This is a genomic window from Paraburkholderia sp. IW21 (assembly GCF_041321145.1).
Classification (GTDB): domain Bacteria; phylum Pseudomonadota; class Gammaproteobacteria; order Burkholderiales; family Burkholderiaceae; genus Paraburkholderia.
The window spans coordinates 465,352-491,125 of sequence record NZ_JBGGWA010000003.1 but is presented as its reverse complement, the minus strand read 5'-3'; the positions used below and the strand labels follow the sequence as shown (position 1 = coordinate 491,125).

Here is a 25,774-nt window from a genome sequence, read left to right as displayed (position 1 = left end):
CGCCCCCATGTCGAATGTACCCAAAAGTCCCGCTACGGCGAACAAGAATGCGGCGCCGGCCGCCGATCAGGTGAACGCCGGCGACGCGCAGCGCCGCAATGCGCAGGACGCCAACCGCAACACGCCGCCAGCGGCGCGCGAGCCGCGACGTGCGGCCGAAGGCGCGGACGCGCCTGCGCAGAAAAATAATCCGCCACGTGACGCGCGCCGCGAAGCAGGCGCGCAGGTGCCGAAAACGGCTCATGAAGCGCGCGAGCCGCGGCCGCGAGGCGATGCCAGGCGCAAGCAACCGGCCGGCAGCGGTGCCGCGCCTGGGCAAAAAGCGCCGCAAGCCGGCGACGCCGAACGCAACGCCCGTCGCGAACCACGTCCGCCGCGCGTGCAGCGCGTCGTCGAACCGAATCCGATTCCACCGATCACTTTTCCCGAGGCGCTGCCGGTCTCCGGCCGCCGCGACGAGATCGCCAAGGCGATCGCGCAGAACCAGGTCGTGATCGTGTGCGGCGAGACCGGCTCGGGCAAAACAACCCAGTTGCCGAAAATTTGCCTCGAACTTGGCCGAGGCCTCGGCGCCGGTGGCGCCGGCCTGATCGGCCACACGCAGCCGCGCCGGATCGCCGCGTCGGCGACGGGCCGCCGCATTGCCGAAGAACTCGGCACGCCGTTCGGCGAAGTGGTCGGCTACAAGGTGCGCTTTACCGACAATCTGTCGCCGGGCGCATCGGTCAAGCTGATGACCGACGGTATTCTGCTGGCCGAAACGCAGACCGATCCGCTGCTGAAAGCCTACGACACGCTGATCATCGACGAAGCGCACGAGCGCAGCCTGAACATCGATTTTCTGCTCGGTTATCTGAAGGAAATCCTCGTCAAGCGTCCCGATCTGAAGCTGATCGTGACCTCGGCGACGATCGACGCGGACCGTTTCGCGCGCCATTTCGGCAGCGAAGAAAAACCCGCGCCGGTGATCGAAGTGAGCGGCCGTCTTTATCCGGTCGAGGTGCGCTATCGGCCGGTCGCGGAGGACAGTCCGGCGGTGAAGGCGGCGGAAGGCTCTTCCTCATCGTCTTCGCGTGAATCGCGTGAGAGGCCGAAAACCCAGCGCGAAACGGACCGCGATCTGATGGAAGCGATCGTCGACGCGGTCGACGAGTTGTGTCGCGAAGGCCCCGGCGACGTGCTGGTCTTCCTGCCCGGCGAGCGCGAAATCCGCGATGCGGCCGAGGCGCTGCGCAAACATCACCCACCGCATACGGAGATTCTGCCGTTGTTCGCGCGCTTGTCTGCTGCCGAACAGGAGCGCGTGTTCCGCACGTCGAACGCGCGCCGCATCGTGCTGGCCACCAACGTCGCGGAAACTTCGCTGACGGTGCCTGGTATTCGCTATGTGGTCGATACCGGCCTCGCGCGCGTGAAGCGCTACTCGTATCGCAACAAGGTCGAACAGTTGCAGGTCGAGTCGATCTCGCAGGCCGCCGCGAATCAGCGGGCGGGGCGGTGCGGGCGCGTCGCGGATGGCATCTGTATTCGTCTGTACGAAGAAAGCGACTACCAGGGCCGAGTCCGTTTTACCGATCCGGAAATTTTGCGCTCATCGCTGGCTTCGGTGATTCTGCGCATGAAGTCGCTGCATCTGACGGAGATCGAAACCTTCCCGTTCATCGAGCCGCCGCCAGGCCGCGCGGTTGCCGACGGTTACCAACTGCTCAACGAACTCGGCGCCGTCGATGACGACAACCAGCTCACCCCGCTTGGACGCGAACTCGCGCGCTTGCCGCTCGATCCACGCGTCGGCCGGATGATTCTCGCGGCGCGCGATCAGCAGGCCTTGAAGGAAGTGCTGATCATCGCCAGCGCGCTGTCCGTGCAGGACCCGCGTGACCGGCCGATCGAAGCGCAGGAGCAGGCCGACCAGGCGCATCGCCGGTTCGCCGATGAGCGCTCCGAGTTCCTGCAATGGCTGAAGATCTGGAACTGGTTCGAAGAAGCGATCGCGCACAAGAAGTCGAACAGGCAATTGCAGGACGAGTGTCGCAAGAATTTTCTGTCGCAACTGCGGTTGCGCGAGTGGCGCGACGTGCATTCGCAACTGCTGACGGTGGTGCGCGAGCACGGCTGGCGGCTGAACGAGGCCGAGGCGACGTTTGAGCAGATTCACCTTGCGTTGCTGACGGGCTTGCTGGGCAACATTGGCCTGAAAGCCGATGACGAACCGTATTACCTCGGCGCACGCAGCATCAAGTTCTATTTGTGGCCGGGCTCGGCGCTGGTGAAGAAGGCCGGCAAGTGGGTGATGGCCGCGGAACTGGTCGAGACGAGCCGTCTCTACGCGCGTTGCATTGCGAAGATCGAGCCGGAATGGATCGAGCGGATCGGCGCGCATTTGCTGAAGAAGTCATTGTCCGAGCCGCATTGGGAGAAGCGCGCGGCGCAGGTGTCGGCGTTCGAGCGAGCGGTGCTGCACGGGCTGCCGATCTATCATCGGCGGCGCGTGAGCTTCGGCAAACAGGACCCGGCGCGCGCGCGCGAATTGTTCATTCGCGGTGCGCTGGTGGAAGGCGAATTCGATACGAAGCTCGCGTTCTTCGCGCATAACCGCAAGCTGCTTGCCGATATCGAGCAGCTGGAACACAAGTCGCGCCGCCAGGACGTGCTGGTCGACGACGAACTGATTTTCGGCTTCTACGATCAGGCATTGCCGCAGGGCATTTACACGGGCGCATCGTTCGAGCGCTGGTATCGCGACGAGTTGAAAAAGAGCGGTCAGCCGGAAGACAAGCTGCGTCTGCTGTATCTATCGCGCGACGATCTGATGCGGCACGAAGCGGCCGGCGTGACGACCGATCTTTTCCCGAAGCGGATGACGATGGCAGGCGTCGAGATGGTGCTGACGTATCACTTCGAGCCGGGTTCGCCACGCGACGGCGTCACGCTGGCGGTGCCGCTGTATGCGCTGAATCAGGTCGACGCGCGGCGGTGCGAGTGGCTCGTCCCGGGCATGCTGAAAGAGAAGGCGCAACTGTTGCTGAAATCGTTGCCGCAGAAGCTGCGGCGTCATTGCGTGCCGCTGCCCGAGTACGCGGCGGGTTTCGTCGAACGGCATGGCGGACCGCGCTTCGGCGCGGGCGGTTTGCTCGAGTCGCTGATCGCCGATATTCGCGAGCAGACGCAGGTCGCGATGAAGCAATCGGACTTCAAGCTCGAGACGTTGACGCCACATCTGTTCATGAACTTCAAGGTCGTCGACGAGCATGGGCGGCAGCTCGCGATGGGCCGCAATCTGTCGCAGTTGCGCGCGGAACTGGGCGTCCAGGCGCAGCAGCATTTTCAGAAGATTGCGTCCAGTGCGGCGGGTGCGGCGTTAGCGGGGGCGGGCGGCGGTGGTGTCGCGGTGGGTTCGCAACCGGCAGGCTCAGCGGGATCGGACAGCCCAGCAGGCGGTGCGGCACAGCGAGGCAAGGGCACGGCGGGTTCCGGTCCGCAAAGCGCGCCGCAAGACGGCGCAACAGGCACCGCGCTGTACGAAAAACTTACAACGTGGAATTTCGGCAAGCTTCCCGATTTGCTCGAAATTCGCCGCGGCGGGCAGACGCTGTTCGGCTATCCGGCGCTGGTGGATCGCGGCACGCACTGCGACGTCGAGGTGTTCGATTCGCCGGATGAAGCCGCGCGCATTCATCGCGCGGGATTGCGGCGTCTCTTTGCATTGCAGCTCAAGGAGCCGATCAAGTTTCTGGAAAAGAATCTGCCTGGTCTGCGCGAAATGGCGATGCAGTTCATGCCGCGCGGCACGCAGGAAGCGTTACGCGATCAACTGATCGACACCGCGCTTGATCGCGCCTGTCTGCAAGACCCGCTGCCCGACGACGTCAGTTTCCACACGCGCCGCGACGAAGGCCGCAGCCGTCTGACGCTATTGGCCCAGGAAATTGCGCGGCTGGTCGGGCAGATTCTCAGCGAATACGCGACGGTGACAAAAAAGCTGATGCAGGCGAAGACGTTCACGGCGGCCCATGCGGATATGTCGAATCAGCTTGAAGCGCTGATCGGCAAACGCTTCGTGGTCGATACACCGTATCCGCAGCTGGCGCATTTCCCGCGTTACCTGAAGGGTATCGCGATGCGTATCGACAAACTCAAGGCGGATGCCGCGCGGGATGCCCGGCAGTTTGCCGAATTCCATCCGCTGTCGCAGAACTACCAACGCGCGCTCGCGCAACGCGGCGGCGTGCTGGATACGCGCTTGTCGGAATTCCGCTGGCTGCTCGAGGAATTGCGCATTTCGCTGTTCGCGCAGGAGTTGCGTACGCCGATGCCGGTGTCGGTGAAGCGTCTGTACAAGGTGTGGGAATCGATGCAGCGCTGAGAGCGCTTCAGGGGGAGTTGGGGTGAGTTAGGGCGCGGCGCATTGTTTGCACCGCATTTGACAAAAAAAAGCGCGCGACGCCGGTTCAATGAAGAACCCGCATCGCGCGCAAAGGATGCAGGTCCGCCCGGACCCGCATCGGCTCGCTATTTCCCGTTATTTGTCTGCTAGCGCTGGTGCTTACCAGTGCATGCCGGCGCCGACCGACGCGCCGAACTGGCCACGCGAGTCACTCGTGCCCTGGATCTTGTAGACCCACTTGCCGGTTTCCGACAACTGCGACACGCCGATCGCCACCGCCGATTGGCCGCCGTAGGTGCCGGCGGCCATTGCCACCATCCCGTGACCCGGCAAGACCGCTTGCGGCAAGCCCGCCACCGCCAGCGCCGACGCCGTGCCGCCGTAGGCATCGCGACGGGCTGAACGGATCTGGTCGTTGGTATAGCTGTTGGCCTGGCCAACTGCGCCGCTCACGCTCTGCTGCAGCTGATTGACGTTGACCGCGTCCGTGCCTTGCACGCCGGCTGCGACGTTGGTGATCTGCCGCTCCTGGCCCGCTGCGCCGACCGATACCGTATTCGCCCGATCCGCGACCGAGCCCTGGCCCAACGCGACCGAGTTGTCGGCGCTTGCGTTAGCTGCCGCGCCGAGCGCGGTGGCGTTGTTGCCGCTTGCGACCGAATTTGCACCGATTGCCACAGCGTTGGTGCCCGTGGCTTGCGCGTTCGCGCCCGATGCGACCGAGTGCGTGCCGGTTGCCACCGCGCCTTCGGTATCGCGATCGCCTTCCGCGCTGAAGAACGGATTGGCGGTATTGACCGTGATGTTGCTGACTGCGCCGTTGATGGCCGCGTTCAGCTGACCGAGGTTGACGGCATCGCTTGCGTCGACGCCGTCGGCGACGTTGTGAATCGCGGTGCCTGCATCGCCGCCGAGCGTCACGCTGTTCTTGTTGACGCTGCCGTCGGCGTTCTGGTCGTACATCACTGCGCCGTCCAGCCTGGCGGCCGTGGCGGCAGTTTGATCGCTGACTGCCTTCAACTGGGAGACGTTGACGGCGTCGGTGTCGGCGGTGCCGGCTGCGACGTTGGTGATCTGACGTTCGCTGCCCGCCGAGCCGACCGAGACGCTGTTTGCGCGATCGGCGATGGAGTTTTGGCCGAGCGCGACGGAGCCAGCGACAGTGGCGCTCGCGCCTTGGCCCAATGCAACCGAACCGCCGGCGCTGGCCTCAGCCATGTTGCCGAGCGCGACGCTGCCGAACGCGGTGGCCGAGGAATTGCTGCCGATTGCGGTGGCGAGCGGGCCGGTTGCCGTTGCGCCGCCGCCTACCGCCGTGTCGCCGACGTCGCTGGCGATGGCTTTGGCGCCGACCGCCGTCGAGATCACGCCGGTTGCCGTGGCGAGGGTGCCGACGGCGGTGCTGTCGGTAGCGTTCGCGAATGCGGACGTACCGGCGGCAAAGGATTTCGCGCCCGACGCGCCGGCCCCGCTGCCGATTGCGACTGAATGGTCGCCGGTGGCGGAGGCGTCGTCACTGCTGCCCTCGATACCGGTCGCCTTGAAGTAGCGCGAGGCGCTGGCGGTAGCAGCCTGCAGTTGGCTCAGATTGACGGCGTCGGTGGCTTGCGTGCCGTCTGCGACGTTGGTGATCTGGCGTTCGCTGCCCGCCGAGCCGACCGAAACGGTGTTGGCGCGATCGGCGATCGAATTTTTGCCCAATGCGACCGAACCGCTGGCAGCGGCGCTTGAACCTTGGCCTAATGCGACCGAACCGTCGGCGTCGGCTTCGGCCATGTTGCCGAGCGCGACGCTGCCCAACGCCGCTGCGGATGAATTGGTGCCAATTGCAGTACTGCCTGCGCCCGTTGCTTCCGCACCGGCGCCCACTGCGGCGGCCCCCGAGGCGCTGGCGACGGAGTTGGCGCCGAGCGCTGTCGAGCTTCCGACGCTCGAGGAGGCGTTGTAGCCGACTGCGACGGAGTTGGTCTCAGTTGCGCTGGCGTTGACGCCGGCCGCGAGCGCGTGCGTGCCGCTGGCAACTGCATCGTCCGACCCGTCACCGGCACCGTTGGCCTTGAAGTAGTGCGTGCCGTTTTTAGCGACGGCGTCGACCTTGCTGTCGACGGCACTCAACTGGCTGACGTTGACGGCATCGGTCTCGGCGGCGCCCGCTGCGACGTTCGTCACGCGACGTTCATTGCCAGCGGAGCCGACGGATACTTCGCCTGCCGCAGTGGAACCTGCAATTGTGGCGGGGTCCGCGCCGAAGCCTTGGGCCGCCTTGCTCAGGTCAGCGGTGGTGGTTGAATCTGCACCAAGCGCGACACTGTTGGTGTTTGTGGCCTGCGCGTTGTAACCGATAGCGACGCTGCTGTCGCCAGTGACCTGCGCGTTGGAGCCGAATGCGACCGAGTTCGCTCCGCTCGCTGCACTATAGGCACCCACGGCTGTTGCGCCGACTGCGCCCGAAGTGGCCCAGCCGCCGAGGGCGATACCGGACTCCTCCAGTGCCCACGCTGCCGTACCGGCCGAAACAGCGCCAAAGCCCAGTGCGTGCGCATTGCTGCCGAACGCAACTGCACCTGATCCCGCTGCCAACGAGTTAAAACCGACTGCGGAGGAGATTTCCCCGGAAGCCACGGCGTTCGCACCGGCTGCCAACGAGGAAATTTGAGTTGCCGTTGCGCCGCGATCCGTTCCGCTAGCCGACTGTGTGGCCACGAAATAGTTGGGTGCTGTCTCCGCCTGCGCGACCGAAGCACCGGCAAAGAGCGCTGACCCGGCCAACACGACCTGCGCTACGGCTACCTTCGTTGCCGCTCCCCGTTTTGTCTTCGACCGAGCCGTTTCCGACGTGGCCACCCACGTTCCCGTCGCTTCACACCAAACCGATTTGTAAATCTTATTCATACTTTCAGAAACTCCGCGGAATTACGAGCGTGGACGGCACGTGAAAGCATTTTGATTCGGAAAAGGCGTCATCGCCCCTGGGGTGTCGCGCACAAATAGAACATATCGACCGCGGTTATTTCCGGCGATCGTTTTCCGTGTCCTGCTGAATTTATCGCGCGTCCGAATCGCCTGCGTCACGCTCTTAAGTCCACAGGATTAAGTGCATGGGCGATGATCGGCGGGATTGTCAGACCTGGCGCGGCTGCGGCGATATAAGCAAATTCCTAATTGGTTGAAAATAAATAATCGTTTGTAAATTATTTTTAATTAATGTTATGAAGTTGTATAAAACAAAGAATAATCTTATTTTGTCTTATAGAAAATAGATTGATATAAGAATGCAATAATTTGTTATTTGTAAATTAAAATGATTTTATAAAAATTATCCGACCGTTTTTCCTACGTTGAATTGACGTCGTAGCGTCGATCCGCCGGAATTGCCTGACAAGGCCGCGCGTGGACTCCCTTGCCATGTTGTTTTTCCGCGCGCCATACCCGCATCCACGTCAACCGCTCGCGCCGGCAAACGTTCTACAATGACGGTTGTTCTCAGAAGTGAGTTTTCATGCGTAAATTTTTTCTTCCCGGCTTGACTGCCACGTTCGCCGCGGGTGCGGCGCTGGTCGCCGCCGCAGGCTTTTTTTCTCCGGCGGCGCACGCCAACAACGTGATCGTGCTCAATTCCGGCGAAGCCACGCTGAGCCTGATCGACGAGACGACCCACCAGGTCGTCGGCACGGTGCCCACGGGCAAGGAGCCGCATCACTTGATGGCCACGCCGGACAATTCGTCGTTGATCGTCGCCAATTCGGTGTCGAACAACCTGATGTTCGTCGACCCGAAGTCGGGCAAGGTGCAGCGCTGGGTTGAAAACATCGAGGATCCGTACCAGATCGGCTTTTCGCCCGACCGCAAGTGGCTCGTCACCACCGGCCTGCGTCTGGACCGCCTCGACATCTATCACTACGACGGCCAGAAGAACCAGATGACGCTGGCTTCGCGTCTGCCGCTCGCGGTGATGCCGAGCCACATGGCGTTCACCAGTGACAGCAAGACGGTCTTCGTCACGCTGCAGATCTCCGGCGAACTGGCCGCGATCGATCTGGCCACGCAAACCGTCAAATGGAAGATGAAGGTCGGCAAGGTGCCGGCTGGATTGTGGATGACGCCGGGCGAGAAGTACCTGCTGATCGGCATGACCGGAGCGGATTACGTCGCGGTGGTCGACTGGCGCAACCAGAAGATCGTCAAGACGATCCAGACGGGCAAGGGGGCGCACAACTTCCGTTCGCTGGCGGACGGCAAGCACGTGGCGGTGTCGAATCGCGTCGCGAGCACGATCAGCATCATCGACGAAGACACGCTCACCAACGTCGGCGACATTACCGGTTTGATGCCGGGGCCGGACGACATGGAACTTTCCGCCGACAAACGCTATCTGTGGGTTACGTTCCGCTTCGCGAAGCATGTCGGCATCATCGACCTGAATACGCGTAAGCTGATCCAGACGATTGCCGTCGGCCGTTCGCCGCATGGCATCTATTTCTTCAATCGCGCGCCGGTCACGGCGCCGAACGGCGCCTGATGCAATACGTTACCGAGCCGCCACGAATGAAGTAAACGGGCCAGCACCATGTTCCATCTGATTTTTTCTTCTCTCGACAGTTTCGTCTCAGCGGTGCAGACGCTGCTGTACGTCGACGTGGTGCAGCCCCTGCTGTTCCGCTTCGATTTGATGGACTACGACGAAGACACTTACGACAGTCTCTACTGGGTGATCGTCGGCGTCTTCGAGGTACTGGCGATGTACGCGGTGCTGCGCCCGCTCGAGGCACTGCGCCCGGTAGAGCAGTGGGAAAACCGCAAGTCAGTGCGCGTCGACGTGATTTACACGTGGATCGCCAAGCTCGGCATCCTCAACCTGTTCTTCTTTTTCGCGCTTCAGCCGTTCTTCGACAACGTCCAGGCCTGGCTGCGGCTGCACAACATCGCGAACATCGAATTCGACAATCTGTGGCCGGGCGTCACCACGCTGCCGCTCGTCACGTTCGTGATGTATCTGCTGGTACTCGATTTTGCCGGTTACTGGTATCACCGCTGGGAGCATAGGATCGGCGTGTGGTGGGAACTGCACGCGGTGCATCACAGCCAGCAGCAGATGTCGCTGTGGTCCGACGATCGCAACCATCTGCTCGACGATCTGCTGCAAGCATCGTTTTTCGCGGTGATCGCCCTGGTGATCGGCGTGCCGCCGTCGCAATTCGTCGTGCTGGTGGCGATCACGAACCTCGCGCAGAGCGTGCAGCACGCGAACATTCGTCTTTACTTTGGGTGGCTCGGCGAGCGGCTGGTGGTCAGCCCGACATTCCATCGCCGTCACCATGCGATTGGCTACGGCCACGAAGGGCTGCAGTACGGTTGCAACTTCGGTGTGCTGTTCCCGTGGTGGGACATGCTGTTTCGCAGCGCGTCCTGGAATCGCGAGATGGAACCGACCGGCATCCGCGATCAGCTCGAAGGCCGCCGCTACGGCGAGGGTTTCTGGGCGCAGCACTGGCTAGCCTTCGTGCGCATCGCCGGGCGGCTTGCGCCGAAGCGCCGCACCGAAGGCAGCGACACTGCCGCCGTTTGAGCATTCTTCCCCTCGCGCCGCCGGTTTCCCCGGCGGCGCGTCACGTGGTTTATCCTGTCCACGTTTGCGCGCGCGTTCCTGGTTCGTTTTCCGGTCCGCATTCTGGTTCGTTTGCGGGTCTACCCGTCGGTTCGCCGCGCAGTTTCCCTTATTCCATCGTTTCGTTCACCGGCACTGGCTCGCATGAATGATCTGTTGCGCTCGTTCGGGCGCGCGCTTGCAAGCGCGCTCCACCCGCGCATGCTCTGGCTGACTTTCGTGCCGTTTCTCGCGGCAACCGTCGTGTGGGGCGTGATCCTGTGGTTTTCCTGGCAGACGCTGGTCGGCGCCACCCGCACGTGGCTCGAAAGCTGGTCGTTCACGGTCACGCTTTATCAGCTGTTCGACTGGCTGGGTTTTTCCGCGCTGCACGCGGTGATCGCGCCGTTCATCGTGATTGCGGTGACGATGCCGCTGATCGTCGTCACGGTGCTGCTGCTGATCGCCACGCTGTCGATGCCGGCGGTGATCCGCTATCTGTCGGCGCGGCAATTCGCCGGCCTTGAAATGCGCCGCGGCGGAACGTGGTACGGTAGCTTGGGGCAGGCATTGTGGACCACGCTCGTCTGTCTGGTGCTCCTGATCGTCACGTTGCCGCTCTGGCTGGTTCCGCCGTTCTTCGCGCTGATTCCGCCGCTGCTGTGGGGCTGGCTGACGTATCGCGTGATGAGCTACGACGCGCTGGCGCTCCATGCGACGCGTGACGAGCGGCGCGCGCTGGTGCGCCGCTTCCGGCTGCCGCTGCTGTTGATCGGCATTGCCAGCGGATTGCTGGGTTCACTGCCGACGCTGCTGTGGGCGTCGTCGCTATGGCTGATTGTGCTGTTCCCGGTGGTCACGGCGGTGATGATCTGGATCTATGCCTTCATCCTCGTGTTCTCGGCGCTGTGGTTCGGCTACTACTGTTTGCGCGCGCTGCAACGCATGCGCGCGGATGAGCACGGCGTGCGGCAAGCGGCGCCGGTTCCTTACCGACGAATTACTGACTAAGCGAAGAGGCGGCAATGGCATTTGGCGTCATCATCATCGGCGACGAAATCCTGTCGGGCAGGCGTATCGACAAGCATCTGCCGAAGGTCATCGAGTTGCTGGGCGCGCGTGGGCTGACGCTCGGCTGGGCGGAATACATCGGCGACGAGCCGGAGCGCATCACGGCGACGCTGCGACGCACGTTCGCGTCGGGTGACATTGTGTTTTCCACGGGCGGCATCGGCGCCACGCCGGACGATCACACCCGCCAATGCGCCGCGGCCGCGCTCGGCGTGCCGCTCGAACTGCATCCGGAGGCTGCGAAGCTGATTCAGGAGCGCATCCGGGAGATGCATCCGGCGAACGCGGCCACGCCGCTCGATCTCGATTCGCCGGAAAACCGGCATCGTTTGAACATGGGCACGTATCCGCAGGGCGCGTCGATCATTCCCAACGGCTACAACAAGATTCCCGGCTTCTCGATCAAACAGCACCACTTCGTGCCGGGCTTCCCGGTGATGGCGTGGCCGATGATCGAATGGGTGCTGGATACGCAGTACGCGCATCTGCACCATGCGACGCCTCATGCGGAAAAGTCATTGCTGGTGTTCGAGTTGCCGGAATCGCGGCTCACGCCCTTAATGGAAAAGATCGAACGCGATTTTCCGGGTGTGCGCATGTTCAGTCTGCCGAGCGTGGGTGATGCGGCGCGCGGCGGCGTGTACGCGCGGCATCACATCGATCTGGGCGTGAAGGGCGAGCCGGAAGCGGTGGCGGCGGCCTTCGTGAAGCTGCGCGAGGGCGTGCATCTGTTGGGCGGCGATATCGTCGAGCTCGAGGCGGCCGCGGCCAGATCGCGCGGCTGATCGAGAAGATCGAAGGGTGCCCGTTGCTACCCTGACGCGGGCAGCAAGATCAAGCAGCAAACACTCAAGCGCCGATCCACGGCAAGCCGCGAAAGCACCAGCCTGACACGGTCTTCCGATGCCCTTGGCCGTCCTTGTCGCCTTCAAAGCCTTCCAGCAGGTCGTACGCCTTCGTAAAACCGGCCTGGGTGGCGGCGATCGCCGCAAGCTTCGAGCGCGCGGCGCTGCGGCACAGAAACAGTACCGGCGTATCGGGCGAGGCCGCATGGCTCAACTGATCAAGGAATTCCTGGTTCGGCACGGCGCCCGGATAGCGCGTCCATTCCACATGCGCATATTGCCCGTCGCCGATGACCGGCCGGCCGACCCAATCGAGTTCGGCACGGGTGCGCACGTCGACGAGACGCGCGCGCGGATCGAGTTGCAGCAGTTCAAACGCCTCGGCGGGCGATATCGCGCCGGCGTAAGGCAACTGGTTCTCGGTGCGGCGTTTGTCCGCCTTGGCGTACAACTGTTCGAGCGTGCTCATGATCGCAAGTCTCCTTCGGACCAAATGACCATTCTAGCGCGACGTACGGTGCGCACGCGGTCCAACGGTGGGGCGTCGTCCGTGGCCGTAACACGATCGCATGCTCAATATTGGTGCATATTCACAGGGATGCACCAAAATAAAGATGTTCCGCGTGGATGATTTTGCAAATGCACGAATGTGGTGCGTGACGCGGCTCAAAGATTTCGGGGCTGGATGTCGGACGGTGCGCTCATTCCCCGCAAACGCGCGTGAGTGTGGATTTGCGCCGGGTTGGCGCATGCATGGCACGGAAGCTGCTTTATTGGTGCCGATCGATTTGTTCCAGCGGGCTTTTATGTGCATCCTCAACGATCCAGGGGTGGACGCGCCGGGACGGGTCAGCTAGATTGGGCGGCGGCTGAATCCGCCGAATTCGTTAATCAGGAGATAGGTTATGAGTAAATCCGTGGCCGACGTCGTTCAACTCGTCAAAGACGAAGACGTCAAGTTTGTCGACTTTCGTTTCACCGACACGCGCGGCAAAGAGCAACACGTTTCGGTGCCGGTGTCGGCATTCGATGAAGACAAGTTCGAAAGCGGCCATGCGTTTGACGGTTCGTCGATTGCCGGCTGGAAGGGCATCGAAGCATCGGACATGTTGCTGATCCCGGACGCGAACACCGCCTTCATCGACCCGTTCTACGAAGAGTCGACCCTCGTCTTGACTTGCGACGTCGTCGAACCGGCTGACGGCAAGGGCTACGAACGCGACCCGCGTTCGCTCGCCAAGCGCGCTGAAGCGTACCTGAAGAGTACGGGTCTGGGCGACACGGCCTTCTTCGGTCCGGAACCGGAATTCTTCATTTTCGACTCGATCAAGTGGGGCACGGATCAGTCGGGCACCTTCGTCAAGATCGGTTCGGAAGAAGCACCGTGGTCGTCGTCGATGGACTTCGAAGGCGGCAACACCGGCCACCGTCCGGGCACGAAGGGCGGCTACTTCCCGGTCGCTCCGGTCGACACGTTCCAGGACATCCGTTCGGAAATGTGCCTGTTGCTCGAACAGATCGGCATCCCGGTCGAAGTGCATCACCACGAAGTCGCGGGCCAGGGCCAGAACGAAATCGGCACGAAGTTCTCGACGCTGGTGCAACGCGCCGACTGGCTGCAGCAAATGAAATACATCATCCACAACGTCGCGCACACGTACGGCAAGACGGCAACGTTCATGCCGAAGCCGGTGGTCGGCGATAACGGTTCGGGCATGCACGTTCACCAGTCGATCTGGAAGGACGGCACGAACCTGTTCGCGGGCAACGGTTACGCAGGTCTGTCGGAATTCGCGCTGTTCTACATCGGCGGCATCATCAAGCATGCTCGCGCGCTGAACGCGATCACGAACCCGTCGACGAACTCGTACAAACGCCTCGTGCCGCACTTCGAAGCACCGGTGAAGCTCGCTTACTCGGCGAAGAACCGCTCGGCATCGATCCGCATTCCGCACGTGTCGAACCCGAAGGGCCGCCGTATCGAAACGCGTTTCCCGGATCCGATGGCGAATCCGTACCTGTGCTTCTCCGCGCTGATGATGGCGGGTCTGGACGGCGTGCAGAACAAGATTCACCCGGGCGAAGCTGCCGACAAGAACCTGTACGACCTGCCGCCGGAAGAGGATGCAAAGATCCCGACCGTGTGTGCCGGCCTCGACCAGGCGCTGGACGCACTCGACGCAGACCGCGAATTCCTGACGCGCGGTGGCGTGTTCACGGACTCGATGCTCGACGCGTACATCGAACTGAAGACGGGCGAGCTGCAACGCTATCGTCAGTCGGTGCACCCGATCGAATTCGAAATGTACTACTCGCTGTAAGCGGCAATGGCGCTTCGCCCTTCAAACGGCGAAACGCTTTGCCCGACGCTCGCGATCGGTCACGAAGGGACGGCGGCGCCGTCCCTTTTTTGTTAGACCGCACTCAACGTTTGCGCGGCGTGGGCAAGAGGCAAGACAACAAGCGGTACACCTGATTTATCACCATCTCCTATCGGCCAGACTGCAAGATGGTTCTGAAAAATCTGATGAAGGCAAGAAAAGGACACGAGCAGGCGCTCTCGGACGAGGTTCAGCTTGTAAGTTCCGGTTTGCTGCCGGGTTTCGAGGCATTGCCGACAGTCGTGCTGGTGCTCGAAAAGCGCACGCTGCGCGTCGCGTTTGCAAACCCGTCGGCCGAGTCGATGCTGGAGCTTTCGCGAAAGCAACTGACGCAGATGGCGTGGCCGGACCTCTTCTCGAATGCGGACGAACTGGTCGCGACCATTACCGCGATCGCCGCCCACCGTTTTCACGCGACGCATCTGGACGCCGTACTCGAGCGCCCGGGCCACGAGCCGCTGCATGTGCATGCGATCGTCGGCTTTCTGGAAAGCGCGCAAGACTATGTGCTGCTCGAACTGTTCGAGAACGAGCGGCATTTACGCAGCGACCGCGAGGAGCGTATCAACGACCTCACGGCGGTCAACAAACAACTGATCCGCAACCTTGCGCACGAAATCAAGAATCCGCTCGGCGGGATTCGCGGCGCGGCGCAATTGCTCGAGTTCGAACTGGGCGAGCGCGAACGCGACGAGTTGCGCGAGTACACGCAAGTCATCATCAAGGAATCGGACCGGTTGCAAACGCTGGTCGATCGCTTGCTGGAGCCGCATCGTCATCCGCATATTGTCGGCGACGTGAATATCCACGAAGTGTGCGAGCGCGTGCGGCAGGTGATTCTCGCGGAGTTTCCGCGTGGCCTTACGATCGAGCGCGACTATGACGTCAGCGTGCCGGATCTGCGCGGCGACAAGGAACAACTGATCCAGGCGCTGCTGAACATCGTGCGTAACGCGGCCGAAGCGCTGCGTGAACGCATCTCGCAAGGCGACGCACGCATCGAATTGCGCACCCGCATTGCGCGCAAGATCACCGTGTCGAAACGCTTATGTAAGCTGGCACTGGACTTGCATGTCATTGACAACGGCCCAGGCATCCCCGAGGACATCCGTGACCGCATTTTCTATCCCCTCGTGTCGGGGCGCGAGGACGGTAGCGGTCTCGGTCTGACGCTTGCGCAGACTTTCGTGCAACAACACGATGGGCTGATCGAAGTGGAAAGCCGGCCGGGCCACACCGAGTTTCAGATTCTGCTGCCGCTCGACTGCTAACGCCAAACCTGGTGAGAAACGCCGGGCCGCCCCAAGTTTTCCGCCCCGCAGGTAGTCCCCTCGGGGGATCACCCCCTCGGGGGCCTGGCGCGAAGCGACAGGTGGGGCTCTTCTTATCAAGACTTCTGACCGACCTATATGAAGCCGATCTGGATAGTAGACGACGATCAATCGATTCGCTGGGTGCTTGAAAAAGCGCTCGCTCGCGAAAACTTCGCGACACGCAGCTTCGCGAATGTGCGCGAGGCTTCCGCGGCGCTCGATCACGACAGCCCGCAGGTGCTGGTGTCCGACATCAGGATGCCTGGCGGCTCCGGCCTCGAATTGCTGCAAACCGTTCGTGACAAGGTGCCGGGCTTGCCCGTCATCATCATGACGGCGTTCTCAGACCTCGATAGCGCGGTTGCCGCATTCCAGGGTGGCGCGTTCGAATACCTCGCCAAACCGTTCGACGTCGACAAGGCGGTCGAGCTGATTCGCCGGGCGGTCGACGAGAGCATGCGTGGCGAACAGACGTGGGACGACCGCGTTGCCGAGGCGCCGGAAATGCTCGGCCAGGCACCGGCCATGCAGGACATGTTTCGCGCGATCGGCCGGCTGTCGCATTCCGCCGCCACCGTGCTCATTACCGGCGAATCAGGCACCGGGAAGGAACTGGTCGCGCGTGCGTTGCACCGACATAGCCCACGCGCGAACGGTCCCTTCATCGCGCTGAACACAGCGGCGATCCCGAAGGATCTATTGGAATCCGAATTGTTCGGTCACGAGCGCGGCGCCTTTACCGGCGCGCAGGCGATGCGCCAAGGGCGCTTCGAACAGGCCGAGAACGGTACGCTGTTCCTCGATGAAATCGGCGATATGCCGTTCGATTTGCAGACACGCTTGTTGCGTGTGCTGTCGGATGGGCAGTTCTATCGCGTCGGCGGCCACAATCCGTTGCGCGCCAATGTGCGCGTGATTGCGGCGACGCACCAGAACCTCGAATCGCGTGTGCGTCAGGGTCTGTTTCGCGAGGACTTGTATCACCGGCTCAATGTGATCCGCTTGCGCTTGCCGGCGTTGCGCGAGCGCAGCGAAGATATTCCGCTGCTCACGCGCCACTTCCTGCAAAAGAGTGCGCGCGATCTGGGCGTGGAGCCGAAGCGCGTGTCCGAAGAGGCGCTTGCTTATCTGGCGTCGCTGCCGTTTCCGGGCAACGTGCGTCAACTGGAAAATCTCGCCAACTGGCTCACGGTGATGGCGCCGGCGCAGACCATCGAGATCAAGGATTTGCCGCCCGATCTGGGTCCTACGCAAGCAGGGGTGACCGATCTCTCGAACGGCGGCAATGGCGTGACCGGCACGGGTGAGGCGGGCGTAGCCGGCGGTGCGCCGATCAACGGCACCGGCGCGGCCATGCATCCGGCGACGGCTGCCGGCATGCCGGTCGCGACCACCGTCAGCGCCTGGGAAGGTGGCTTGCGTACCGAAGTCGCGCGGATGCTGCGTGAGAATGCGGCCGACGTCATGGACGAACTCGCGCGCCGCTTCGAAGCAGCGGTGATTCGCGAGGCGCTGGATTTCACGCGCGGGCGCAAGGTGGAGGCAGCGGAGCGCCTCGGCATCGGTCGCAATACAATCACGCGCAAGATTCAGGAGCTCAACCTCGAACCCTGAGGCTTGCGTGGTCACAGCCGGGGGCGGTTGAGAAGCCGCCCCCGCCTGTCGCTCCTTCGGGTGCCCTTAAAGCCGTCCCGGCGCGCATTATCGCGGGCCCCCGGCCTCACGCAAGGCATAATCAAAGCTGTTTTCATTCGACAGCTGATAATGCCCGCTTCTCCCGTCTCTTTCTCCTGGCCGCTTTCTCCCGATCCCTTTCTGTCGCTCGAAGCGCTCGACGACCCTGACGCGCTCGCGTGGGTCGAAGCGCAGAACGCCCGCACGCGCGCCGCGTGGTGCAGCAGCGAGGGATTCGAGTCGCTCAAAAAGCGGCTTGCCGACGCTTATCTGCCGCGCGAGCGCCCGGTCATTCCCGATCGCTGGAAGGAGTGGGCGTACGATTTGTGGCAGGACGACCGCCATCCCAAGGGCATCTGGCGGCGTACGACGTGGGCGGCCTGGCGCAGCGGTGCACCCGTATGGCAGAACCTGCTCGATTTCGACGCACTCGGCGCGGCCGAAGGCACGCCGTGGGTTTGCGTCGAACTCGACATTCTTTATCCGGACGGCGATCGCGCGCTGATCACGCTGTCGCCGGGCGGCTCGGATGCGCTCGTGGTGCGCGAGTTCGACATCGACGCGCAATGTTTCGTCGACGACGGCTTCGTGATCGCGAAGGCCGGCAAGCACACGGCTTCGTGGATCGATCGGGATACGCTCTACGTCGGCTGGGACAACGGCCGCAAGACGCTGACGCGCTCCGGCTATCCGCGCGAAGTAAGGCGCTGGACGCGCGGCAGTGCGCTGGCCGAGGCGCCGGTGGTCTTCAAGGGCGCATTCGGCGATATCGGTGTGGAGGCCCACTACGATCCGATCGAGCGCCGCCACACGGCGGTGAGCAGCGTTGATTTCTTCGATTCGCATACGTACTACCTCGATAGCGTCGATGGCGTCGCGGACGATGCCTGGCGACAGTACGACGTACCGTCGTACGTCGCGGTCGGCGGCTGGCAGGGCTGGCTGCTGCTCGAGCCGCGCCTCGACTGGGATTGCAACGGTGTGCGCTATCCGGGCGGCGCGTTGCTGGCGATCCGCGAGGCCGCGTTCCTGCGCGGCGAGCGTGACGTGGTGCCGCTCTTCACGCCGACATCGCAAACCTCCGCCTGTGAGTGGGCGCACACGCGCAATCATCTGATCGTGTCGTATCTGGAAGATGTGCGGAGCAAGACCTCGCTTTGGATCCCGTCGCAAGCGGCCGATCAAGCCTGGCACTGGCATCAACGCCTCTTTCCGTCGCGTGACGGCGAAGAGGCCGACGTTTCACCCGTCGAGCCGACGCTGAACGACGAAGTGTTCGTCGATACCGACGATTACTTGCAACCGCCTGCATACTGGCTCACCGACCTCACGCGGGACAACCTGACCGATTGGGCGTTGCTCGACCGCTGGCCGGCTCAGTTCGATGCGGCGCCGTTCGTCGTGACGCGCGGGCACGCGGTGTCCGCGGATGGCACGCGGGTACCGTACAGCGTGATCGGACCGCGGGACGCGCAACGCGCCATAGAAGCGCCGCAAACGCACGACTCAACCTATCAGCAAACGCGCCCATGCCTGCTCAACGGTTACGGCGGTTTCGCGATTCCATTGCTGCCGAGCTATCTGACCGGGCAGGGCATCGGCTGGCTGGCGCGGGGCGGCGTGTATGTGGTGGCGCATATTCGCGGCGGCGGCGAGTTCGGCACAGCGTGGCACATGGCGGCGCAGGGCGAGCATCGGCAGCGCGCGTTCGACGATTTCATCGCGGTGGCCGAGGCGCTCATCAGTTCAGGCGTGACGAGCGCCGCACAGCTCGGCATTCAGGGCGGCAGCAATGGCGGCCTGCTGGTTGCGGCGTGCATGGTGCAGCGTCCCGAGTTGTTCGGCGCAGTAGTATGCGAGGTGCCGCTGCTCGACATGCGCCGGTATCACCTGCTGCACGCCGGCGCGTCATGGATCGATGAATACGGCGATCCGGACGAGTTCGACGAAGCGCGCGTGCTGGCCGCGTATTCGCCCTACCACCGCGTGAGTGGGGACGTGGCGTATCCGCCCGTGCTGTTCACCACGTCGACTGCCGACGATCGCGTCCACCCCGGACACGCGCGCAAGATGGCCGCGCGCATGCAGGCGCTAGGCGCGGACAACGTCTGGTACCGGGAGAACACGGAAGGTGGCCACGGCGGCTCCGATGAGCTGGAGCAGGCCGAGCATGATGCGATGGTGTTCGAATTCCTGTGGCGCTGTTTGAACGGATCGGTGTAGGCGTTTCGGAACAGGCTGACCGCCGTTCAGCCGATTTGCGCGACAACCGGCGCGTGGTCGGACGGCTGCTCCCACTTGCGCGGCACCTTGTCAATATCGCAGGACGAGCACACATCGGCGAGCGCCTTCGACAGCAGAATGTGATCGATGCGCACGCCCGCATTGCGGCGGAATGCCATCATCCGGTAGTCCCACCACGAGTAGATTTTTTCCGGCTGCTCGAACTGACGGAACGCATCGAGCAGGCCGAGTCCGATCAGCCGCACGAACGCGGCGCGCTCTTCGGGCGACACCAGATTCTGGCCTTCCCACGCTTTCGGATCGTGCACGTCGCGATCTTCCGGCGCGATGTTGTAATCGCCGAGCAGCGCGAGCTTCGGGTAGAGCGCCATTTCGCGCGCGATCCAGTCGTGCAGCGCAGCAAGCCAGCGCAGCTTGTAGGCGAACTTGTCGGTGCCCGGCGCCTGGCCGTTGGGGAAGTACGCGGAGATGATGCGCACGCCCTCGACGGTTACGGCGATCACACGTTGCTGGGGATCCTCGAAGCCGGGGATATTGCGCACGACGGTGCTCGGGTCGACGTTCAGGCCGTCGCGCACCAGAATGCCGACGCCGTTATAGGTCTTCTGGCCCGCGAACCAGCTCCGGTAGCCTTTCTCTTCGAGTGCGGCGCGGGGGAATTTGTCGTCAGTCAGCTTCAATTCCTGCAGGCACAGCACGTCGGTCTGGCTGGTGCTGAGCCAGTCGATCACATGCTGCTCGCGTACTTTGAGGGAGTTGACGTTCCAGGTGGCGATTTTCATGAAGTTCTCACATTCTTTGGGCAAAGTCTTTGAGGCGCGTTGGCCCTCGTTTTTGCTCTATTTTGCTTTATCTACCCGTCTCGCGGCCCGCATCCGGGTCGGCGGAAGCGGGCTTATGCCGATAGCCTCGCATCTTAGCGCGCGAGACGAGCCTCGGTGAAAATTGCCCCGGCGGCATTGAAAAATAAAAGCCCGATCCTGTCATGCCGCGGCGTATAGTGGGATCACATTTACACGCATCGGGGATGGTCCATGGCCCAACTTTATCCAGCCCTTTATAAGGACTTCGAAGTGCATCCGCTGGTGTTTTCGCGGGAGTTCGACAAGTTCGATGGTCACAAGCGTCATGCTGAAGGCTACGACGTAGCGGTACGCGTGTGCCGGCCGGGCGCGATCGGCGGCTCGAAGGCAAGCCGCGTATTTCGTCTCGTGCTGCCGTCCACATTTTCCGATTTCGGCGTCGCGAAGCGTAGTGCGAGCCAGTACGGCGCGGACATCATCGACGGCAAAGTGGCAGGCGCGACGGTCGAGGATCTTTGAGTTGCTGCTCACCTGGTGCGCGAGTGCGGACACGCGTTGCGCGGTTCGTTTGAAACTATTTGATCCGATTGTTTGACGTCTTGCTGACAACCCGCTATAATTTTTTTCTCTGACGCGGGGTGGAGCAGTCTGGCAGCTCGTCGGGCTCATAACCCGAAGGTCGTAGGTTCAAATCCTACCCCCGCAACCAAGCATTGTTGAAAGCCCGCTAGCGCAAGCTACGCGGGCTTTTTAACTTGTGGCGTCGCCACACCGCATGCGCTTCGCGCGTTCTGCATTCACTCCGAATCGATCGCCCATTCCACCGCCGCTTGCGCATGCAACGCGGTCGTGTCGAACACCGGCAACGCCGAATCTTCCGGCTTGATCAGCAAAGTGATTTCCGTGCAGCCGAGAATCACCGCTTGCGCGCCACGCGCGGCCAGTCCTTCGATCACTCGTTGATACACCGCGCGCGAGCCGTCATCCACTTTGCCGTGGCACAGCTCGTCGTAAATGATGCGATGCACATCCGCGCGCCCGGTTTCATCGGGAATCAGAGTCTCGAGGCCGTAGCGCTCGCGTAAGCGCCCCGTGTAGAACGTCTGCTCCATCGTATAGCGCGTGCCGAGCAAGCCCACCCGTGCGATGCCCGCGGCCCGCAGCGCATTGCCGGTCGGATCGGCGATATGCAGGAATGGCACGCCGATCGCCTGTTCGATCGATTCATATACGCGGTGCATCGTGTTGGTCGCCAGCATCACCAGGTCGGCGCCCCCTTGTTCGAGTTGGCGTGCGGCATCGGCCATCTGTTTGCCGAGCGCGGTCCAGTCGCCGGCGCGCTGGTTTGCCTCGATCGGCGCGAAGTCGACCGTCAGCATCAGGCTGCGAGCGTTGTGGTGGCCGCCGAGGCGCGCCTTGGCGTGGCGGTTCAGGAGCTTGTAGTACTCGGTGGACGATTCCCAACTCATTCCGCCGATCACGCCGATCGTTTTCATTCGCTTGCTCCGTGGGTGGATGGATGATGTATGCACAGCCAAAGCCGAACGCTAAACGTTGAACGTCGAGTATAGGCGGGCGCCATGGGGCACAGCCGGTACGGATTTCCTGCCGCCCGCCGGTACGGCGTCGTGATAAAACGCCGTCACGCGCTTTCTGACGCCGCTAGAATCGTAGTCATTCAAAAAGCGGTCAACAGGGAGCGATTCATGGATCTGATCATCCGCCGGGCGATGCTGCCGCCGAGCGCCACGCCGCAGAAAAAGCAGCATAAGCAGCCGGTCGACATCGGCATCGAAGCGGGCCGCATCGTGGCTGTCGAGCCCAATCTGGCCGCCAGCGCGCGCGAAGAAATCGACGCCGCCGGTTCGCTCGTCACGCCGCCCTTCGTCGATCCGCATTTCCACATGGACGCCACGCTGTCATACGGTCTGCCGCGTGTGAATGCGTCGGGCACCTTGCTGGAAGGCATTGCGCTTTGGGGCGAACTGAAGCCGGACCTGACGCAGGAGGCGCTGATCGAGCGCGCGCTGCAGTACTGCGATTGGGCTGTTGCGCGCGGTCTGCTGGCGATCCGCAGCCACGTGGATGTATGCGATCCGCGCTTGCTCGCAGTCGAAGCGCTGGTCGAAGTAAAGCGCCGGGTCGCGCCGTATCTCGACCTGCAACTGGTCGCGTTTCCACAGGACGGCGTGTTGCGCAGTCCCGGCGCATTCGAGAATCTCAAGCGAGCGATTGCAATGGGCGTCGACGTCGTCGGCGGGATTCCGCATTTCGAACGGACCATGGCCGACGGTGCCCGATCCGTGCGCATGCTCTGCGAGTACGCGGCGGAGCAGGGCTTGCGCGTCGACATGCATTGCGACGAATCGGACGATCCCATGTCGCGCCATATCGAAACGCTCGCAGCCGAGACGCACCGGCTCGGCTTGCATGGGCGCGTCACCGGTTCGCACCTGACCTCGATGCATTCAATGGACAACTACTACGTCAGCAAGCTCTTGCCGCTGATGCGCGAGTCGGGCGTTGCGGCGATCGCCAATCCGCTGATCAACATCACGCTGCAAGGCCGCAGCGACACGTATCCAAAGCGCCGCGGCATGACACGGGTGCCGGAGATGATGGCCGCGGGCATCAACGTCGCGTTCGGGCACGATTGCGTGATGGACCCGTGGTATAGCCTCGGCTCGGGCGACATGCTCGAAGTCGCGCACATGGGCTTGCATGTCGCACAGATGACGGGCGTCGACGGTATGCAAGCGTGCTTCGATGCGGTCACCGTGAATGCCGCGCGCATTCTCGGGCTGGAAGACTATGGCATCGCGCCGGGAAGCGCCGCCAATCTCGTGCTGCTCGACGCACGCGACCCGGTCGAGGCGATCCGCTTGCGTGCCGCGCGGCTCGCGGTGGTGAGCCGTGGCAAGGTGGTGAGCTGTGCGCCTGCGGCGCGCGCAGCGTTGTCGCTGGAAGGGCGTCCTGCGCAGGTGGATTTCAAACTGCATCGCGGCTAGCCGGAGCGCGCAGCACGCACGAATAGAAAAACCGGTGGTTGCTCACGCAAACCACCGGCTTTCTTGTCGGCGCTATCGAACACGTCGGGGCTTCAACGCATGATCAATGTACCGCGCCTGGCGTCATGCCGTTGTGCCGCAACAAGGCATCGATATTCGGTTCGCGGCCGCGGAATGCCTTGAATGATTCCATCGCGGGACGGCTGCCGCCCACTTCCAGAATCTCTTTGCGATATCGCATGCCGGTCGCCTGATCGAGCACGCTGCCACTTGCGGCTTGAGCGGCTTCCTCGAACGCGGCGTAGGCATCGGCGGACAGCACCTCTGCCCATTTGTAGCTGTAGTATCCCGCCGCATAACCGCCCGCGAAAATATGGCTGAACGTATTCGGCCAACGCGAGAACGAAGCTTGCGGCACCACGTGGAAACGCTCGTTGATCTCGCTCGCGAGTTCGGTCGCGTTCTTCGTGCCGGATGCGTCGAAACCGGTGTGCAGTTGCATGTCGAACATCGAGAAGACGATCTGGCGCAACGTGCCGAGACCGCTCTGGAAGTTTTTCGCGGCGAGCATCTTGTCGAACAGATCCCGCGGCAGCGGCTTGGCGGTTTCGACGTGCGAGGTCATGTCGCTCAACACGTCCCACTCCCAGCAGAAGTTTTCCATGAATTGCGACGGCAGTTCGACCGCGTCCCACTCGACGCCGTTGATGCCCGACACGCCCAGTTCGTCGACACGCGTAAGCATGTGGTGCAGACCGTGGCCGAACTCGTGGAACAGCGTGATCACTTCATCGTGCGTGAAGCAGGCGGGCTTGCCGCCGACCGGCGCCGAGAAGTTGCAGGTCAGATACGCGACCGGCGTTTGCACGCTGCCGTGCGTGTGCTTGTGACGGCCCCGCGCGTCGTCCATCCATGCGCCGCCGCGCTTGCCTTCGCGCGCATACAGATCGAGGTAGAACTGGGCGACGAGGCCGCCGTCCTGATTCTCGACGCGGAAAAAACGCACATCCGGATGCCACACGGCCGCTTCATCGCGGCGGATGCGCACGCCGAACAGCGTTTCGGTGACCTTGAAGAGACCCTTGAATACCGTGTCTTCCGGGAAGTACTGTTTGACTTCGTTCTCGGAGAACGAATAGCGCTTCTGACGCAGACGTTCGGCGGCGAACGTCATGTCCCACGGCTGCAGGTCGGTCATGCCAAGTTCGTTCGCGGCGAATTCGCACAGTTCCTTCCAGTCCTGTTCAGCGTGCGGACGGGCGCGCGTGGCGAGGTCTTCGAGGAAGGCCATCACTTGCGCCGGCGACTCCGCCATCTTCGGCGCGAGCGAGACCTCGGCGAAGTTGTTGTAGCCGAGCATGTGCGCTTCTTCGGCGCGCAATTTCAACTGATCGGCGAGCACCGCCGTGTTGTCCCACTCGGGTTTGCCGTTGCCATATTGCGGACCGAGTTCGGAAGCACGCGTCACATACGCGCGGTACACGGCTTCGCGCATCGCGCGATTTTCCGAGTACTGCATCACCGGGAAATACGACGGGAAATGCAGTGTGAATTTATAGCCGGTCTTGCCTTCGCGTTCGGCCGCTTCCTTCGCGGCCTCGATCACGTCTTCCGGCAGGCCGGCCAGTTGTGCTTCATTACCGGCTTCGACGAGATAGGCGTACGCGTTCGTCGCATCGAGCACGTGATCCGAAAACGCTTTCGACAAACCCGCCTGGCGTTCCTGCAATTCGGCGAAATGCGGCTTCTGGTCTTCCGGCAATTCCGCACCCGACAGGCGGAAATCGCGCAGCGCATTGCCAAGGATCTTCTGGCGCTCGCCGGTCAGCGACGCAAAATCGCTGCTGGCGTGAAGCGCCTTGTACTTCTCATACAGCGCGAGATTCTGACCGACGCTCGACCAGAATTCGGTGACGCGCGGCAGGTTCTCGCCGTACACGGCGCGCAGTTCCGGCGTATCGGCGACGGCGTTCAGATGGCCGACCACGCTCCAGGCGCGCGACAGCGGCTCGGTGGCGCGCTCGACCGGCTCGACCACGTCGGCCCACGAAGCGGGCGTGACGGGCTGGGCGGCGCGCTCGACGGCGGCGGCAGCGTCGGCGAGCAGGACATCGAGGGCGGGCGTGACGTGTTCAGGGCGGATGTCGCCAAAGCGCGGCAGGTCGGAGAAATCGAGGAGCGGATTGTCGTGATTCGAGGGGGTAGGGGACATAAGGCTTCCTGTCTGACGCGGGTGAACGGGTAATCGGTGCATCGACGGGCGCGCGATGACGCCCCGATAACACCGCATAGAGACATTATTGGGGCAGGGCGCGCCGATTCCAATCCGTCGGCAGACAAATTATCAGATGTCACGGCTCTGTGCGCGGGACGGGCATGCCGCACGGGTTTTAGGTGGACGGCATGCGCCGCTGCGCTTTTGTGCGAAAGCGAACGGTGCGAATTGCTGCCATGCCGCATTCTG

At 62.7% G+C, this 25,774-nt stretch carries 17 protein-coding genes, 1 tRNA gene and 1 pseudogene; 14 read left to right on the top strand and 5 right to left on the bottom strand.

Annotation, left to right across the window (positions count from 1 at the left end):
- The first annotated feature begins 7 nt into the window (after positions 1 to 7).
- Positions 8 to 4,366, top strand: a complete 4,359-nt coding sequence (gene hrpA / locus ACAX43_RS09430) for an ATP-dependent RNA helicase HrpA (RefSeq protein WP_370708111.1) — start codon at positions 8 to 10, stop codon at positions 4,364 to 4,366.
- Between the two features lie 180 nt (positions 4,367 to 4,546).
- Here the strand turns inward: hrpA and ACAX43_RS09425 are convergent, their stop codons facing one another.
- Positions 4,547 to 7,279, bottom strand: a complete 2,733-nt coding sequence (locus tag ACAX43_RS09425) for an ESPR-type extended signal peptide-containing protein (RefSeq protein WP_370708110.1) — start codon at positions 7,277 to 7,279, stop codon at positions 4,547 to 4,549.
- A 607-nt stretch (positions 7,280 to 7,886) separates the two neighbouring features.
- Here ACAX43_RS09425 and ACAX43_RS09420 point away from each other — a divergent pair.
- The 4 genes from ACAX43_RS09420 to ACAX43_RS09405 all read left to right on the top strand — a co-directional run bounded on the left by ACAX43_RS09420 (position 7,887) and on the right by ACAX43_RS09405 (position 11,827).
- Complete coding sequence (locus ACAX43_RS09420) at positions 7,887 to 8,906, top strand: beta-propeller fold lactonase family protein (RefSeq protein ID WP_370708109.1); 1,020 nt, start codon at positions 7,887 to 7,889, stop codon at positions 8,904 to 8,906.
- Between the two features lie 48 nt (positions 8,907 to 8,954).
- Positions 8,955 to 9,953, top strand: a complete 999-nt coding sequence (locus ACAX43_RS09415) for a sterol desaturase family protein (RefSeq protein ID WP_370708108.1) — start codon at positions 8,955 to 8,957, stop codon at positions 9,951 to 9,953.
- A gap of 183 nt (positions 9,954 to 10,136) precedes the next feature.
- Positions 10,137 to 10,982, top strand: coding sequence for an EI24 domain-containing protein (locus ACAX43_RS09410; protein WP_370708107.1), 846 nt, complete (start codon positions 10,137 to 10,139; stop codon positions 10,980 to 10,982).
- 14 nt (positions 10,983 to 10,996) lie between these two features.
- Complete coding sequence (locus ACAX43_RS09405; protein ID WP_370708106.1) at positions 10,997 to 11,827, top strand: competence/damage-inducible protein A; 831 nt, start codon at positions 10,997 to 10,999, stop codon at positions 11,825 to 11,827.
- A gap of 64 nt (positions 11,828 to 11,891) precedes the next feature.
- On the opposite strand, the pseudogene ACAX43_RS09400 reads toward ACAX43_RS09405, so the two are convergent.
- Positions 11,892 to 12,236: pseudogene (locus ACAX43_RS09400) on the bottom strand (rhodanese-like domain-containing protein); the annotation flags it as partial.
- On the opposite strand from ACAX43_RS09400, the gene ACAX43_RS09395 reads away from it, so the two are divergent.
- From ACAX43_RS09395 to ACAX43_RS09370, 6 genes are all read left to right on the top strand, one after another.
- Complete coding sequence (locus tag ACAX43_RS09395; RefSeq protein WP_370708320.1) at positions 12,214 to 12,294, top strand: hypothetical protein; 81 nt, start codon at positions 12,214 to 12,216, stop codon at positions 12,292 to 12,294. The pseudogene ACAX43_RS09400 and the gene ACAX43_RS09395 overlap by 23 nt on opposite strands.
- Positions 12,295 to 12,456: 162 nt before the next feature.
- On the top strand, positions 12,457 to 12,744 hold the full coding sequence (locus tag ACAX43_RS09390; protein WP_370708105.1) for a hypothetical protein: 288 nt from the start codon (positions 12,457 to 12,459) through the stop codon (positions 12,742 to 12,744).
- 48 nt (positions 12,745 to 12,792) lie between these two features.
- A complete protein-coding gene (gene glnA / locus ACAX43_RS09385) occupies positions 12,793 to 14,208 on the top strand; it encodes a type I glutamate--ammonia ligase (protein ID WP_370708104.1) in 1,416 nt (471 codons plus the stop codon).
- 188 nt (positions 14,209 to 14,396) lie between these two features.
- On the top strand, positions 14,397 to 15,539 hold the full coding sequence (gene glnL / locus ACAX43_RS09380) for a nitrogen regulation protein NR(II) (protein WP_370708103.1): 1,143 nt from the start codon (positions 14,397 to 14,399) through the stop codon (positions 15,537 to 15,539).
- Positions 15,540 to 15,677: 138 nt separating this feature from the next.
- Positions 15,678 to 17,195: a nitrogen regulation protein NR(I) gene (gene ntrC, locus ACAX43_RS09375; RefSeq protein ID WP_370708102.1), complete on the top strand. Its 1,518-nt coding sequence runs from the start codon at positions 15,678 to 15,680 to the stop codon at positions 17,193 to 17,195.
- A gap of 150 nt (positions 17,196 to 17,345) precedes the next feature.
- Positions 17,346 to 19,478, top strand: a complete 2,133-nt coding sequence (locus ACAX43_RS09370; protein WP_370708101.1) for a prolyl oligopeptidase family protein — start codon at positions 17,346 to 17,348, stop codon at positions 19,476 to 19,478.
- A 26-nt stretch (positions 19,479 to 19,504) separates the two neighbouring features.
- Here ACAX43_RS09370 and xth read toward each other — a convergent pair whose 3' ends face one another.
- Positions 19,505 to 20,281, bottom strand: a complete 777-nt coding sequence (gene xth, locus ACAX43_RS09365) for an exodeoxyribonuclease III (protein ID WP_370708100.1) — start codon at positions 20,279 to 20,281, stop codon at positions 19,505 to 19,507.
- Positions 20,282 to 20,533: 252 nt separating this feature from the next.
- Here xth and ACAX43_RS09360 point away from each other — a divergent pair, with 252 nt between their 5' ends.
- Positions 20,534 to 20,821 carry a hypothetical protein gene (locus ACAX43_RS09360; RefSeq protein ID WP_370708099.1) on the top strand — a complete coding sequence of 96 codons (288 nt, stop codon included), beginning with the start codon at positions 20,534 to 20,536 and terminating at the stop codon, positions 20,819 to 20,821.
- Positions 20,822 to 20,934: 113 nt separating this feature from the next.
- Positions 20,935 to 21,011 (top strand) — tRNA-Met (locus ACAX43_RS09355).
- An 88-nt stretch (positions 21,012 to 21,099) separates the two neighbouring features.
- On the opposite strand, the gene ACAX43_RS09350 is transcribed toward ACAX43_RS09355, so the two are convergent.
- Positions 21,100 to 21,798: an aspartate/glutamate racemase family protein gene (locus tag ACAX43_RS09350; protein ID WP_370708098.1), complete on the bottom strand. Its 699-nt coding sequence runs from the start codon at positions 21,796 to 21,798 to the stop codon at positions 21,100 to 21,102.
- A gap of 210 nt (positions 21,799 to 22,008) precedes the next feature.
- On the opposite strand from ACAX43_RS09350, the gene ACAX43_RS09345 reads away from it, so the two are divergent.
- Positions 22,009 to 23,310, top strand: a complete 1,302-nt coding sequence (locus ACAX43_RS09345) for an amidohydrolase family protein (RefSeq protein WP_370708097.1) — start codon at positions 22,009 to 22,011, stop codon at positions 23,308 to 23,310.
- A 103-nt stretch (positions 23,311 to 23,413) separates the two neighbouring features.
- Here the strand turns inward: ACAX43_RS09345 and ACAX43_RS09340 are convergent, their stop codons facing one another.
- Positions 23,414 to 25,522: a M3 family metallopeptidase gene (locus ACAX43_RS09340; RefSeq protein WP_370708096.1), complete on the bottom strand. Its 2,109-nt coding sequence runs from the start codon at positions 25,520 to 25,522 to the stop codon at positions 23,414 to 23,416.
- Between the last annotated feature and the right edge of the window lie 252 nt (positions 25,523 to 25,774).

What these genes read in the sequence shown, in the direction of transcription:
- ACAX43_RS09350 (WP_370708098.1), bottom strand. Translation starts at nt 21,798, where the DNA reads ATGAAAACGATCGGCGTGATCGGCGGAATGAGTTGGGAATCGTCCACC.
- ACAX43_RS09345 (WP_370708097.1), top strand. Translation starts at nt 22,009, where the DNA reads ATGGATCTGATCATCCGCCGGGCGATGCTGCCGCCGAGCGCCACGCCG.
- ACAX43_RS09415 (WP_370708108.1), top strand. Translation starts at nt 8,955, where the DNA reads ATGTTCCATCTGATTTTTTCTTCTCTCGACAGTTTCGTCTCAGCGGTG.
- ntrC (WP_370708102.1), top strand. Translation starts at nt 15,678, where the DNA reads ATGAAGCCGATCTGGATAGTAGACGACGATCAATCGATTCGCTGGGTG.
- ACAX43_RS09360 (WP_370708099.1), top strand. Translation starts at nt 20,534, where the DNA reads ATGGCCCAACTTTATCCAGCCCTTTATAAGGACTTCGAAGTGCATCCG.
- glnA (WP_370708104.1), top strand. Translation starts at nt 12,793, where the DNA reads ATGAGTAAATCCGTGGCCGACGTCGTTCAACTCGTCAAAGACGAAGAC.
- ACAX43_RS09370 (WP_370708101.1), top strand. Translation starts at nt 17,346, where the DNA reads ATGCCCGCTTCTCCCGTCTCTTTCTCCTGGCCGCTTTCTCCCGATCCC.
- ACAX43_RS09390 (WP_370708105.1), top strand. Translation starts at nt 12,457, where the DNA reads ATGCTCAATATTGGTGCATATTCACAGGGATGCACCAAAATAAAGATG.
- glnL (WP_370708103.1), top strand. Translation starts at nt 14,397, where the DNA reads ATGGTTCTGAAAAATCTGATGAAGGCAAGAAAAGGACACGAGCAGGCG.
- ACAX43_RS09405 (WP_370708106.1), top strand. Translation starts at nt 10,997, where the DNA reads ATGGCATTTGGCGTCATCATCATCGGCGACGAAATCCTGTCGGGCAGG.
- ACAX43_RS09425 (WP_370708110.1), bottom strand. Translation starts at nt 7,279, where the DNA reads ATGAATAAGATTTACAAATCGGTTTGGTGTGAAGCGACGGGAACGTGG.
- xth (WP_370708100.1), bottom strand. Translation starts at nt 20,281, where the DNA reads ATGAAAATCGCCACCTGGAACGTCAACTCCCTCAAAGTACGCGAGCAG.
- ACAX43_RS09410 (WP_370708107.1), top strand. Translation starts at nt 10,137, where the DNA reads ATGAATGATCTGTTGCGCTCGTTCGGGCGCGCGCTTGCAAGCGCGCTC.
- ACAX43_RS09420 (WP_370708109.1), top strand. Translation starts at nt 7,887, where the DNA reads ATGCGTAAATTTTTTCTTCCCGGCTTGACTGCCACGTTCGCCGCGGGT.
- hrpA (WP_370708111.1), top strand. Translation starts at nt 8, where the DNA reads ATGTCGAATGTACCCAAAAGTCCCGCTACGGCGAACAAGAATGCGGCG.
- ACAX43_RS09340 (WP_370708096.1), bottom strand. Translation starts at nt 25,522, where the DNA reads ATGTCCCCTACCCCCTCGAATCACGACAATCCGCTCCTCGATTTCTCC.